Source organism: Streptomyces sp. NPDC031445 (assembly GCF_055581365.1).
In genome coordinates, this window is record NZ_JBVIJO010000009.1 from 253,144 (window position 1) to 266,422 (window position 13,279).

The following is a 13,279-nucleotide window of genomic DNA, read 5'->3' on the forward strand; positions in this document are numbered from 1 at the left end:
CGACGGCTCATGGGGTCAACGCGCCTCCGGTGAACAGGGCGAACAGACCGTGTGGTGTGTCGGCGCCGAAGAGCAGCTCATAGAGCCGGGCGCCTTCGGCGGCTGCCTCCGCGCCGCGCGGGAACATGGCCCGCTCGTACTCGGCGAGGGCGGCTTCGACGTCGTCGGGGTGCGCGGCCAGGGCCTCGCCGAGTCGCGCGCCGTCGTACAGGGCCAGGTTGGCGCCCTCACCGTTGGGAGCCGACAGGTGGGCGGCGTCGCCGATCAGGGTCACCCCTCGCACCCGGTCCCAGCGGTGCCCGATCGGCAGGGCGTACAGGGGGCGCAGGGCCGGCGCGGTGTCACTGTCGGTGATCAGTGCGGTGAGCTCCGGAGCCCATCCGTCGAACTCCCGGGCGATCCGCGCCGCGGCCGCGGTGGCGTCGGTGACGCCGATGGCGGCGAACCAGTCCAGCGGCCCGGTGAGCGCCACATACGTGTGCAGGGTGTCGCCCTTCTCGCGGTGGGCCTGGATGCCCTTGCCCGGGGCGAGCGCGAACATCGACCCGCCGCCGACGGCCTTCGCGGCGGCAGGGTGGCGGGTGTCGCTGTCGAACAGGTAGGTCTCGACGAACGACCTGCCGGTGTACTCGGGCACCGCGTCGGAGAGCAGCGGCCGCACGCGTGACCAGGCGCCGTCCGCGCCGACCAGCAGGCTGGTGACGGCCACCGTCCCGTCGGTGAAGGCGACCTCGTGGCGCCCCTCACCGCAAGGACGGACGCCGCTGACCTTGTGCCCCCACCGGACGGTGCCGGCCGGGAGCGAGTCGAGCAGGATCTGGCGCAGCTCGCCGCGCTGCACCTCGGGGCGGCCGCCCGTACCGTCGTCGGCCTCGTCGAACAGGACGGTCCCGTCCCGGTCGAGGATCCGGGTCGCCTCGCGGCCCTCCAGGATCAGGCCGCGGAACTCGTCCGTCAGACCGGCCGCCCGCAAGGCGACTTGGCCGTTGTAGTCGTGGATGTCGAGCATCCCGCCCTGCGCGCGGGCCTTCGGTGAGGCATCCGCCTCGTAGACCGTGGACGGGATGCCGTGGACGTGGAGGACGCGCGCGAGGGTCAGTCCGGCGAGCCCGGCGCCGATGATCGTGACGTCAGTGGTCATGGTGGTTCCTTGCCTTTCCGCACGTCTGCCGGATGGGCACCCGGCAGGATGGGGGAAAGGTCTCAGACGCCGCCGACGTCTCGCCGACACGCCGCCGACAGAGGACCGACAGCCCCGGCAGCGGGGCGGCACCGGCCCCGTCGCCGGCCGCCGGGGCACCGCCGGCCGACGTCCCGCCCTCCCCGCGTCAGCGGGTGGCGAGGAGCTCCAGGGTGTCGATGACCCGGTTCGAGAAACCCCACTCGTTGTCGTACCACGCGACCACCTTGATGTGGCGGCCGTCGACGCGGGTGAGGGCCGAGTCGAAGATCGACGACGCGGGGTTGCCCGTGATGTCGGACGACACGAGCGGGTCGTCCGAGTACTCGAGGACGCCGGCGAGCGGACCCTCCGCCGCGGCGCGGTAGGCGGCCAGCACCTCGTCGCGCGTCACGTCGCGGGCGACGGTCGTGTTCAGCTCGACGATCGAACCCACCGGCACCGGTACGCGGATCGAGTCGCCCGACAGCTTGCCTTCGAGGCCGGGCAGCACCAGGCCGATCGCCTTGGCGGCGCCGGTCGTGGTCGGCACGATGTTGATGCCGGCGGCCCGGGCCCGACGGGCGTCACGGTGCGGGCCGTCCTGGAGGTTCTGCTCCTGTGTGTAGGCGTGCACGGTCGTCATGAACCCGTGCTCGATACCGGCGAGTTCGTCGAGGACCGCGGCCAGCGGCGCGAGCGCGTTGGTGGTGCAGGAGGCGTTCGAGACGATCGTGTGCGCGGCCGGGTCGTAGGCGTCGGTGTTGACCCCGAACGCGAGCGTGACATCGGCGCCGTCCGAGGGCGCGCCGACCAGGACCTTCTTCGCACCGGCGTCGAGGTGGGCGCCGGCGGCCTTGGCCGAGGTGAAACGGCCGGTGGCCTCCAGGACGATGTCGACGCCGAGTCCGGCCCAGGGAAGCAGCGCCGGTTCCCGTTCGGCCAGCACCGTGATCCGCCGGCCGTCGACGACGAGGGCGTCGCCGTCGACCGTCACCGGGCGGCCGAGCCGGCCGGCCGTGCTGTCGAAGGCGAGCAGCCGGGCCAGTGCCGCGGGCTCGGTCAGGTCGTTGACGGCGACGATCTCCAGGGCGCTGTCGCGCTCCAGCAGGGCGCGCAGCACATTGCGTCCGATGCGGCCGAATCCGTTGATGGCGATGCGAGTCATGTGTGGTGTCCCTTCCTTTCGCCACCAGCCTCGTTCGCGGGCCCTGCCGCCGACAGTGGCGGGATCGCCACGGTTCACAAGGATCCCGCCACGACGCGCCGGCGGGCACGGCGCCCGGTGGGTCACTCGCCCCGGGTGAAGGTGCGCCGGTATTCGCTCGGAGTGGTGCCGAGGATGCGCTGGAAGTGCAGCCGCAGGTTCGCGCCGGTGCCGAGCCCGACGTCGGCGGCGATCTGCTCGACGCTGCGCTGCGAGCGTTCGAGCAGTTCGCGGGCCAGGTCGATGCGGGCGCGCATCACCCACTGCATCGGCGTGTAGCCGGTCTCCTCGACGAAGCGCCGGGAGAACGTGCGGGGCGAGACCCCCGCCTGCCGCGCCATGGTGTCGAGGGTGAGGGGCTCACCGAGCCGGTGCAGCGCCCACTCGCGGGTGGCGGTGAACCGCTCGCCGAGCGGCTCGGGGACGCTGCGCGGCACGTACTGGGCCTGGCCGCCGCTGCGGTAGGGGGCCGCGACCAGGCGCCGGGCCGCGTGGTTGGACGCGGCCACACCGAGGTCGCCGCGCAGGATGTGCAGGCACAGGTCGATGCCGGAGGCGGCGCCCGCCGAGGTGAGGACGCTGCCCTCGTCGACGAACAGCACGTTCTCGTCGACCCGGACGAGCGGATGCCTGGCCGCGAGCGCCCGCGTGTAGTGCCAGTGCGTCGTGGCCCGCTTGCCCGCGAGCAGACCCGTGGCGGCGAGGGCGAAGGCGCCGGTCGAGATGGCGGCGAGCCGCGCGCCCCGGTCGTGGGCGGCGATCAGCGCGTCGATCACGGCGCGCGGGGGGTCCTCGCGGTCCGGGAACCGGTAGCCGGGGACGAAGACGATGTCGGCCCACGCGAGCGCGTCGAGGCCGTGGGCGACGTGGTACGCGAGGCCGTCGCCGCCGGTCACGAGACCGGGTGCCGCCCCGCACACCCGCACCTCGTACGGCATGCTCGCGCGGGTGGTGAAGACCTGCGCGGGAATTCCGACGTCGAGCGGCTTCGCGCCCCCGAGCACGAGGACGGCGACGCGACGAAGGCGGGAGGGCGGCACAGGAAGAGGTTACGCCGAGCGGCGCACGTGCCCCTCCACCTGTGCCGCGGGCGTCAGACCGCTCGCCTCACAGGTGGAGGGGCAGGTGGCGGGGGCCGCGGAGCATGGCGTTCTGACGGTAGGGCGGCGGGTCCTGGACCAGCCGCGCGGTGCCGAGGCGGGGGAGCAGGGCGCCGAGCGCGGAATAGGCCTCGATGCGGGCCAGGGGACCGCCGTAGCAGAGGTGGATGCCGCTGCCGAAACCGAAGTGCTGGTTGTCCGGACGGGTGGGGTCGAACCGGTCGGGGTCGTCGAACCGCTGGGGGTCGCGGTTGCCGGAGGCCAGCACCAGGACGACGGACGCGCCTTCCGGGAGGGTGGTGCCGGCGATGTCGACGTCGGCGCGCGGGAGGCGCTCGCGCATGTGGACCGGGGGCTCGAAACGCAGCAGCTCCTCCACCGCGCGGGGCAGCAGGTTCGGTTCGCGGCGCAGCAGGTCGAGCTGGTCGGGCCGGCGCAGCAGGGTGAGCGCACCGTTGGTGATGAGGTTGACCGTGGTCTCGTGCCCGGCGATGAGCAGCAGGATCGCCGTTTCCGCGAGTTCCTCCCGGCTGAGCCGCAGCGCCGGGTCGGGCTCGTTGACGAAGGCGGAGAGCATGTCGTCGCCGGGTGCGCCGCGGCGCTGTTCGGCGAGGTTCACCAAGTAGCCGCCCATCTCCGTCTGCGCCTGTTCACCGGCCTTGTCGGTGTCGGTGGTGTCCGTGCCGGGCCTGACGTCGGCGGCGGCGACGAGGGCGTCGGACCAGGCCCGGAACAGGGGCTCGTCCTCCCGGGGCACGCCGAGCAGGCGGCAGATGACCGTCACGGGCAGCGGGTAGGCGAAGTCGTCGACGAGGTCGATCTGCTCGCCCGCCCGGAAGGAGGCCAGCAGTTCCCGGGTGATCCGGTCGATCTCCTCGCGCATGCCGTCGACGCGGTGCGGGCTGTGCGGTGGGCCGAAGGGCCGCATGGCCAGGGTGCGCAGTCTGTGGTGTTCGGGGTCGTCGAGCCGCAGGAACGGCAGGTGCCGCGCCTCCGCGCCGGGGGTGCGGGGGTCGACGCTCATCCGCGGGTCGTGCAGCAGGGCGGCGATCTCGTGGTAGGTGCCGACCAGGTAGCTGCCGTCGGCCTGCGGGACCACGGGACCGGCCTCGCGGAGTTCCGCGTACAGCGGGTACGGGTCGGGGCGGCTGGAGTAGTCGGTGATGCGTGCCAGGAGGGTCTCGGAGGCCATGGCGGCTCCTCGTGGTCGAGCGGGGCGTGGGCTACACCACGGTCAGCCGGCGATCGGGCAGGTGACCGGTGAGCGCGACGGTCGGACCGTGGGACAGCACCGACGGGTCGGGCACGTCGGAAGGGATCGTGACGTCGGCCGCGATCGCCCGGTCCGCGGCGCCGGGCGGGGGCGGGAACGCGGCGGCCGTCTCGATCAGGTGCCGGTAGTAGTCGAGCGACTTGGCCATGTCCACGGTGACGGCCGCGGTGACCCGGCCCTTGTACCCGTAGACCATGGCGAGACGGCGCGCCTCCAGCGAGCCCTGGGCGATGACCACGTGGTCGGAGTAGGTGGGCACACCCACGGACTTGATGTTGAGTCCGAACTGGGTCGACCAGAACACCGGGACGGCCAGGTGCGGGCGTTGCAGGGGACCCGGGTTGACCATGTTGTGGGCCGCCACCTCGGCCTGCTCGACCGCGTTGCCCCAGTGTTCCAGGGACAGCAGCTGGTAGCCGAACAGCGGGTGCGGGAAGCGGGAGACGTCGCCCGCCACGAAGACGTCGTCCGTGACGATCCCGTACATGTTGAAGGCGCGGCACCCGGCGTCGCACGCGATCCCGCGCGGACCCGCCGCGAGCCCCGAGTCCGCCAGCCATTCGACGTTGCGGATCGCTCCCAACGCCGCGACGCACACGTCCGCGTCGACCCGGCTGCCGTCGGACAGCTCCGCACCGGTGAAGGCCCCGTTGCCGTTCAGGGCGGTGACCGTCACGCCGGTGCGCAGGTCCACGCCGTTGTTGCGCTGCATGACGGCCGCGAGCTTCGACAGGGTGCCGCCGAGTGCGCCGACCAGCGGAGCGGGGCCGCGCTCGGTGACCGTCACCTGCACTCCCAGCTCCCGGCAGGCCGAGGCGATCTCCGAGCCCGTGAAGCCGCCGCCGATGACCAGCACGCGCTCCGGCCCCTCGGCGAGCCGCTCGGCCAGCCCCGCGCCGTCCTCACGCGAACGCAGGGTGAACACCCCGTCCAGCGCGGCCTCCTCCTTGTGGGGCCAGGGCCGCGCGCGGGTTCCCGTGGCGATCAGCACCCGGTCGTACGGCAGTGACTCCCCGTCTTCCAGCAGTACCCGCTTCCCCAGCAGGTCCAGGCCCGTCGCACGGACGCCCAGCCGCCACTCGGCGTCCGGATCCCGGCGCATCGGCAGCTCGGTGGTATCCGCCGTCGCCTGCCCGAGCAGCACCTGCTTGGACAGCGGCGGACGGTCGTAGGGTACGTGGGGTTCGTCCCCGACCACGGTCAGTGAACCGGTGAAGCCTTCCTGACGCAGCGCTTCCGCGGCCCGCAGGCCGGCCAGCGACGCACCGACGACGACGATGCGGCCGTCCTTGAGGTCACCGGGCACCGCTGCTCACCTCTTCGCCCAGGAGTATGGCCTGGACCGGACAGGCCGCCGCGGCCTGGCGCACGCGTTCCTCCTGGTCCTCGGGTACGGCCGTGGCGTAGAGAAGGCCTTCCTCGCCGTGCAGCTCGAACACGCCGGGCGCGAGGAACACACACTGTGCGTATCCCTGGCAGCGCGTGAGATCGACAACGGTCCGCATCTTCACTACCTCCTCCGCCGTCCCACCCCCTCACCTCCAGCATGGGCGGAGACCCGTCGGCCCGCACGGTGACCACTTCGGGGGCGCCGCCGGTGCGACCTCACTCCAGGACGCCGCGCGGCGCCGATCGCGACGCGTCGAGTGAACTCCCGGCGAACAGTGCCCAGTTCCGTACCCGTGCGACTGATCTCCCCGGCCCACAGGGCGACATGGCCGGGCAACGCTGACGGCCCCGGTCGGTCCGCTGACCGGCAGACGCGGGTGCGCGCCGGGCGCTGCCGCGAGTCCGCGGATGCTGAGCGCCCCGACCCCCTCGGCGGACGGGGGACCGGGGCGCGCCGCCGGCCGGCCGCGGGGGTGGTCCGATCGGGTGGCCGCGGAGGCGGTCAGGTCCCACGGGAGCGCCCGCTGGGCCGCCGGTGGCCCGAACGGCCCTGTCCGGAACCCGGGCGTCGGTGGAAGGTGGTCGTGCGGAGGCCGAGACGCACGAAGCCCCCGAACGCCGTCCCGACACGAAAGGCATCCGGATGTCCGTCGACACGCACACGGCGCCCGCCGAACTCTCGGACGAGGAGCTCGCCTCCCTGGACGCCCACTGGCGCGCCGCGAACTACCTCGCCGTCGGCCAGATCTATCTCATGGCCAACCCCCTGCTGAGCGAGCCGCTCCAGCCGGAGCACGTCAAACCGCGGCTGCTCGGCCACTGGGGCACCTCACCCGGCCTGAACCTGGTGCACACCCACCTCAACCGCCTCATCAAGGCCCGCCGCCTGGACGCGCTGTGCATCTGGGGCCCCGGACACGGCGGCCCGGCCGTGCTCGCCAACTCCTGGCTGGAGGGGTCGTACACCGAGACCTACCCGGACGTCACCCGGGACGCGGCCGGCATGGCCCGGCTGTTCAAGCAGTTCTCCTTCCCGGGCGGGGTGCCCAGCCACGTGGCCCCCGAGACCCCCGGCTCCATCCACGAGGGCGGTGAACTCGGCTACTCCCTGTCGCACGCCTACGGCGCGGCCTTCGACAACCCGGACCTGCTGGTCGCCTGCGTGATCGGCGACGGCGAGGCCGAGACCGGGCCGCTGGCCGCCTCCTGGCACTCCAACAAGTTCCTCGACCCGGTCCGCGACGGCGCCGTACTGCCGATCCTGCACCTGAACGGCTACAAGATCGCCAATCCGACGGTGCCGGCCCGGATCCCGGAAGCCGAACTCGACGAACTCCTGCGCGGCTACGGCCACGACCCCGTCCATGTCACCGGTGACGACCCGACGGCCGTCCACCGCGCCATGGCCGCGGCGATGGACCGCGCGGTCGACCGCATCGCCGGCTTCCAGCGTGCCGCCCGCGAGGACGGTGCCACGGACCGGCCCCGCTGGCCCGTGATCGTGCTGCGCACGCCCAAGGGCTGGACCGGTCCCGCCGAGGTGGACGGAGTGCCGGTCGAGGGCACCTGGCGCGCGCACCAGGTGCCGCTGGCCGCCGTGCGGGACAACCCCGAGCACCTGCGGCAACTGGAACAGTGGCTGCGCTCCTACCGCCCCGGGGAACTGTTCGACGAGCACGGCACCCCCCGCGCACACGTGGTGGCGTGCATCCCGGAGGGTGCCCGGCGGCTCGGTGCCACTCCGCACGCCAACGGCGGCCTCCTCGTGCGGGAACTGCCGCTTCCGCCGCTGGAGAAGTACGCCGTCGAGGTGGACAAGCACGGCGCCACCCTGCACGAACCCACACGTGTCCTCGGCGACCTGCTGGAGGACGTCATGCGGGCGACCGCCGACCGCCGCGACTTCCGGCTCGTCGGCCCCGACGAGACCGCCTCCAACCGGCTCCAGGCCGTCTACGCGGCCAGCGGCAAGGCCTGGCAGGCCGCCGTCCTCGACGTGGACGAGCACCTCGACCGCCACGGCCGGGTGATGGAGATCCTCTCCGAGCACACCTGCCAGGGCTGGCTGGAGGGCTACCTCCTCACGGGCCGGCACGGGTTGTTCTCCTGCTACGAGGCCTTCGTGCACATCGTGGACTCGATGGTCAACCAGCACATCAAGTGGCTGCGCACCACCCGCCGCCTGTCCTGGCGCGCTCCCGTCGCCTCCCTGAACTACCTCCTCACCTCCCATGTGTGGCGGCAGGACCACAACGGCTTCTCCCACCAGGACCCCGGTTTCGTGGACCACATCATGAACAAGAGCCCCGAGGCCGTACGGGTCTACTTCCCGCCGGACGCGAACACCCTGCTGTCCGTCGCCGACCACGCCCTGCGCAGCCGCGACTACGTCAACGTGATCGTGGCGGGCAAGCAGCCCTGCTTCGACTGGCTGTCGATGGAGGAGGCGAAGGTCCACTGCGCCCGGGGCGCCGGCATCTGGGAGTGGGCCGGCAGCGAGGACGGCACGCGCGAACCCGACGTGGTGCTCGCGTGCGCGGGTGACGTGCCGACCCAGGAGGTTCTCGCCGCGGCCCAGTTGCTGCGCCGGCACCTGCCCGGCCTGGCCGTGCGCGTGGTCAACGTGGTCGACATCGCCCGGCTGCTGCCGAGCGAGGAACACCCGCACGGCATGAGCGACTTCGAGTACGACGGACTCTTCACGGCCGACAAGCCGGTGATCTTCGCGTACCACGGCTACCCCTGGCTCATCCACCGCCTGGCCTACCGCCGTGCCGGGCACCGCCACCTGCACGTGCGCGGCTACAAGGAGATCGGCACGACGACCACGCCCTTCGACATGGTGGTCCGCAACGACCTGGACCGCTACCGCCTGGTCATGGACGTCGTCGACCGCGTCCCCGGCCTCGCCGTCCGCGCGGCCGCCGTACGCCAGCGCATGGAGGACGCCCGCCAGCGCCACCACGTCCACATCCGGGAACACGGCATGGACCTGCCCGAGGTCGCCGACTGGACGTGGGACGGCTGAGCCGCCTCGCGACAGGGCCCGGCGCGGCACCTCCCGGGCCCTCTTCCGGTACGTCACCGGGGTGCCGCCGGCTGACGCACGGCTCCCCGTCGACCCCGGAGGCGGTGCGGGCAGCCGTGGAGCGGGTGAGGGACCATGAGGTTGTGGCACGGCGCCCTCGCGGTGTGCCGCGCGACAGGCGGCCCCCGGGAAAGGCGGTGGGGACGATGACCCTCCCTCTGGTCGTGGGCGTCGACGGGTCGGAGCCGGGCCTCGTCGCGGTCGACTGGGCCGTGGACGAAGCCGCCCGCCACGGTCTGCCGCTCAGGCTGGTCCACGCCTCCCTCTGGGAGCGCTACGAGGCCGGCCTGTCCCCGGCGGGTCCGGACCGGCCCTCCGAGCAGGTGATGGCCGAGGACGTCCTGGCCTCGGCGGCCGACCGGGCGCAACGACGCAACCCGGATGTGAAGATCACCACCGACATCGTTCCCGAGGAGGCGACGGCGGCCCTGGTGCGCGAGGGCGGCGCGGCCTTCGCTCTGGTGACCGGTTCGCGGGGCCACGGCGAACTGAGGGGACTGCTGCTCGGGTCGGTGGGCGTGGCCGTGGCGGCCCGGGCCCCCTGCCCGACGATCGTGGTCCGCGGCGACCGGGTGGGTCTGGCCGGTGCGCACGGGCGGATCCTGCTCGGCCTCGGCGAAGCCGGCACCGGCGCGGAAGCGGTCCGTTTCGCCTTCCGGGAGGCCGAGGCGCGCGGCTGTGTCCTCGACGTCGTGCGTGCCGGGCGCAGGCCAGGCCATGACGAGAGCGCGGACCGGCCCCGGGCCGAAGGACCGCCCGACATGTCCCAGGAGCGCGCCTCGGCCGTGGTCGACGCCCGGCTCACGGCCGCGGCCGCCGAGTATCCGCGGGTCCGCACGCGCCCGGCGGCTGCCGAGGGACCGCCCGGCAAGGCGCTCGTGGACCGGTCGGCCGCGGCGGACCTCGTGATCGTCGGGGCCCGACGCGGGAAGGGGCACTTCGGACTCCAGGTCGGCCGTGTGGGCCATGCCCTCCTCCACCACGCCCAGTGCCCGGTCGCGGTCGTGCCCGAACGGCGGTGAGCGGCCCGGCCCGGCACGCTCCGGATCGATGGCGGGAGGGGGCCGCGCGGCGCGTCCTCAGCCGAACAGGCTGCGCACCCTGATCGTCTCGACGCGCCGCCATGTGCCGCCGGGCAGCAGCATCCGCTCGCCGTCGGCGCTGTGGGCGCTCAGCCGGCCCGAACCGGCCGGCCGGGCCGCCCGCCGCCGCGTCTTGCGCGCCGAGGGCAGCGCGGGACCGCGGCCGGTCCGCTCGGCCCGCGCATCAGGTTGAGTGCGTCGGCTCATCGGCCCTCCCGTTCACGAGCAGGAGTGGTCGCCGCGACGCCGGGCCCTCGGTCGCCTCGCCGCGATGCCCGGACAGCCGTCGGCCACACACCCAGCATGCTCCCTGTGTACCCGCGGGCGGGGCCGAATCGCACAACCGCGGGAGCGAGGCTCGCCGGCTGGGCGGTACCCCAGCCGGTGGCCCTCGTCAGTCCAGGATCGTGGCGACGCCGCGGCGGCGAAGGTCGGCCAGCCCGTTCAGCATGGCCTCGATCTGCTCGGGGGAGTGCCCGGCCCAGTCCTTCAGCTCCGACACGACGCGCACGGGCTCGCGGGTGCGATAGGAGCGGGTGGGGTTGCCGGGGAACTTCTTGTCGGTGACGTTGGGATCGTCCTCCAGCTCTCCGGTCGGCTCCACCACGTAGATCCGGGCCGGACCGTCCCCGGCCGCGAGCTCGGCGCCCCAGACGGCGGCGTCCAGGGTCTCGGACACGTAGACGTGGCGGGACGTGCGTCCCTCCTCGAAGTTGGACGCGTACCCGGGGACCAGCAGATCCCCTGGGGCCAGGGCCGCCTTCGTACCGTGCAGATAGGTTCCGGCCTCGTACACCTGGAAGGGGACAGGCGCGATGGTCATGGGCAGCTCCTCGGGGCCTGGGCTCGGGGTAACAGGAAACCACAGCGGCCGGGGGCGGGGCGGGGCCGGCGACGACCCCGTGCGGCGCCGCACCGCAAGGGGAAGCCCCGTGAACCTGGCCCGCCTCGACCTCAACCTCGTCGTCGCCCTGCGCGCCCTGCTGGAGGAACGCAACGTCACCCGCGCCGGACAGCGCGTCGGGCTGAGCCAGCCCGCGATGAGCGCCGCCCTGGCCCGTCCGCGCCGCCACTTCGACGGCGACCACCGCCCTCGGCCAGGTCCTCCTCGACCGCACCGCCACCGCGTACGACCTGCTGGAACGCCTCTTCGCCAGCCAGACCGACTTCGACCCGGCCAAGGGGGTCCGCGAGTTCCGGCTCCTCGCGTCCGACTACGCCGTCGCCGTCTTCGGCACCGAGCTCGCCCGCGTCGTCCACGAGGAGGCCCCGGGCATCCGGCTCCGCTTCAGCCACACTCCGGCCGGCGTCGTCGACGACACCGCGACGCTGGGTCTTCCTCGTCGCCCACGACCATCCCGGCGTCGACGACCGCCTCACCCGAGACGACCTCGCCCGCCTGCCCTGGGTCACCTACCAGCGCACCTACGACGCGCCAGCTCGGCATGCTCGGTGCCGAACCCCGGGCCGAGGTCTCCGTCGACGGTTTCCAGCTGCTGCCCCCGCGGTGCCGCTGCGCGAGGCGATGTGGTGGCACCCGGTCCACACCCACGACGCCGCCCGCATCTGGCTGCGCGAGACGGCGGCGCGGATCGGCGGACGACTGACCGACGCCGCCGGGGTGTGACACCCGCCCGGGACTCGCGCCCGGCGGCGTACAGCGGTCGACCGGTCAGGTGCGCAGCAGCCGCAGGTCGATCGCGCCGGCCATCGCCTTCATCCCCTCGTCGTTGGGGTGGATGTGGTCGCCCGAGTCGTAGGCCGGGTTGAGTGCCGCCGGGTTCGCGGGGTCACGCATGGTCCGGTCGAAGTCGATGACGCCGTCGAACGCTCCGCTGGTGCGGATCCACTGGTTGACGCTCTGGCGGATCCGCTCCGCGTCGGGCGTGTAGTACCCGTTCCCCTGGTCGGGCATCAGCGTCGCGCCGATGATGTCGACGTGGGCGGCGTGGGCCTGGCCGATCAGGGTGCGGTAGCCGTCGATCAGGTCCTGCGCGGTCAGGGGCCGGCCGTCCGGCCCCGCGTTGTTGCCGATGTCGTTGATGCCTTCGAAGAGGATGACGTCCTTGACGCCCGGCTGGCCGAGGGCGTCGTGGCCGAAGCGCTTCAGGGCACTGACGCCCTGCCACAGGTTGGGGACGTCGGTGAGCACGCGGTTGCCGCCGATGCCGGCGTCGACGACGCTCAGTTTCTGCGGGCCCGGTCCGGAGCCCAGCCGGCGTCCGAGGAAGTCGGGCCACCGGGTGTAGGTTCCGTTCGAGGAGTGGTAGCCGTCCGTGATGGAGTCGCCGAAGGCGACGACGGTGCCCCTCGCGGTCGGTGACAGCACGTCCATCCCCGCCAGGTAGTACCAGGAGGTCGTGGTGGTGCCGAACGCGGCGGCGCTGTTGTCACCGGCGTGGTTGCCGGAGGCTATGTACGTGGTGTCGAACGCGTCGGAGTGCCAGGTCGACGTTCCCGTCGCGCCGGGCGTGTAGAGGTCGACCAGCAGGTTCTCGCCGGCGACGACCGAGATCGGGACGACGTCGCTGACCGCCTCCTCGCCGGCGGGGATCGTGACACGGCGCGAGCCGCCGAAGGTGACGTTCCGAGTGGTGCCGCGCGTCGCCTCGCCGCCGCTCGCCTGGACGGCCAGGTCCACGGTGCCGAGGTCGAGCGGCGCGGTGCCGTACCGGTTCGACAGGGTGATGCGTACGCCGGAACCCGCGACGCTGCTGTGCACCACCATGCGCAGGGTCTGGTTGTCGAAGGACGGGCCGCCGGTCGTCATGCTGGGTGACCAGGCACTGACCCGGGTGCCCTTGGCCTGCGGCGACGACGTGGCGGCGGCGCTCGCCGCGTGCGCGGTGCTCAGCGGGACGACCGTGAGGATCATCCCGGTCACGGCGCCGAACACGGACAGCAGGGATCTGCGACGCGGCCGGCGGTCCGCCGCCGTGCCGTCTTTTTCGGGGGACATGTTCTCTCCACTCTCCGCGTCG

11 protein-coding genes and 1 pseudogene are annotated in these 13,279 nt (G+C 73.1%); 3 read left to right on the forward strand and 9 right to left on the reverse strand.

Annotated elements, in window-relative coordinates:
- Nucleotides 1-7: 7 nt before the first annotated feature.
- The 6 genes from ACZ5DC_RS24185 to ACZ5DC_RS24210 form a co-directional block, all read right to left on the reverse strand.
- Nucleotides 8-1,141 carry an FAD-dependent oxidoreductase gene (locus ACZ5DC_RS24185; protein WP_468655843.1) on the reverse strand — a complete coding sequence of 378 codons (1,134 nt, stop codon included), beginning with the start codon at nt 1,139-1,141 and terminating at the stop codon, nt 8-10.
- 187 nt (nt 1,142-1,328) lie between these two features.
- Nucleotides 1,329-2,327 (reverse strand): type I glyceraldehyde-3-phosphate dehydrogenase, encoded by a 999-nt coding sequence (gene gap / locus ACZ5DC_RS24190; RefSeq protein WP_468655845.1) that lies wholly within the window; start codon nt 2,325-2,327, stop codon nt 1,329-1,331.
- 122 nt (nt 2,328-2,449) lie between these two features.
- Nucleotides 2,450-3,406 (reverse strand): GlxA family transcriptional regulator, encoded by a 957-nt coding sequence (locus tag ACZ5DC_RS24195; protein ID WP_468655847.1) that lies wholly within the window; start codon nt 3,404-3,406, stop codon nt 2,450-2,452.
- Nucleotides 3,407-3,473: 67 nt separating this feature from the next.
- The gene (locus ACZ5DC_RS24200; protein ID WP_468655849.1) at nt 3,474-4,658 is read right to left on the reverse strand and encodes a cytochrome P450; all 1,185 of its coding nucleotides are present in this window, start codon (nt 4,656-4,658) and stop codon (nt 3,474-3,476) included.
- A 31-nt stretch (nt 4,659-4,689) separates the two neighbouring features.
- A complete protein-coding gene (locus ACZ5DC_RS24205; protein ID WP_468655851.1) occupies nt 4,690-6,045 on the reverse strand; it encodes an NAD(P)/FAD-dependent oxidoreductase in 1,356 nt (451 codons plus the stop codon).
- Nucleotides 6,035-6,244, reverse strand: a complete 210-nt coding sequence (locus ACZ5DC_RS24210) for a ferredoxin (RefSeq protein ID WP_468655853.1) — start codon at nt 6,242-6,244, stop codon at nt 6,035-6,037. Before ACZ5DC_RS24210 ends, ACZ5DC_RS24205 begins: the two co-directional genes overlap by 11 nt.
- Nucleotides 6,245-6,771: 527 nt before the next feature.
- On the opposite strand from ACZ5DC_RS24210, the gene ACZ5DC_RS24215 reads away from it, so the two are divergent.
- Both ACZ5DC_RS24215 and ACZ5DC_RS24220 read left to right on the forward strand, forming a co-directional pair.
- The gene (locus tag ACZ5DC_RS24215) at nt 6,772-9,156 is read left to right on the forward strand and encodes a phosphoketolase family protein (protein ID WP_468655855.1); all 2,385 of its coding nucleotides are present in this window, start codon (nt 6,772-6,774) and stop codon (nt 9,154-9,156) included.
- 206 nt (nt 9,157-9,362) lie between these two features.
- A complete protein-coding gene (locus ACZ5DC_RS24220) occupies nt 9,363-10,238 on the forward strand; it encodes a universal stress protein (protein ID WP_468655857.1) in 876 nt (291 codons plus the stop codon).
- Between the two features lie 57 nt (nt 10,239-10,295).
- Here ACZ5DC_RS24220 and ACZ5DC_RS24225 read toward each other — a convergent pair whose 3' ends face one another.
- Complete coding sequence (locus ACZ5DC_RS24225; protein WP_366751263.1) at nt 10,296-10,505, reverse strand: hypothetical protein; 210 nt, start codon at nt 10,503-10,505, stop codon at nt 10,296-10,298.
- Nucleotides 10,506-10,692: 187 nt separating this feature from the next.
- Entirely contained in the window at nt 10,693-11,121 is a 429-nt protein-coding gene (gene arr / locus ACZ5DC_RS24230; RefSeq protein WP_468655859.1) for an NAD(+)--rifampin ADP-ribosyltransferase, read from the reverse strand.
- A 109-nt stretch (nt 11,122-11,230) separates the two neighbouring features.
- On the opposite strand from arr, the pseudogene ACZ5DC_RS24235 reads away from it, so the two are divergent.
- Nucleotides 11,231-11,925 (forward strand): annotated as a pseudogene (locus ACZ5DC_RS24235) (LysR family transcriptional regulator).
- A gap of 45 nt (nt 11,926-11,970) precedes the next feature.
- Here the strand turns inward: ACZ5DC_RS24235 and ACZ5DC_RS24240 are convergent.
- Complete coding sequence (locus ACZ5DC_RS24240; protein ID WP_468655861.1) at nt 11,971-13,257, reverse strand: SGNH/GDSL hydrolase family protein; 1,287 nt, start codon at nt 13,255-13,257, stop codon at nt 11,971-11,973.
- Nucleotides 13,258-13,279 lie beyond the last annotated feature (22 nt).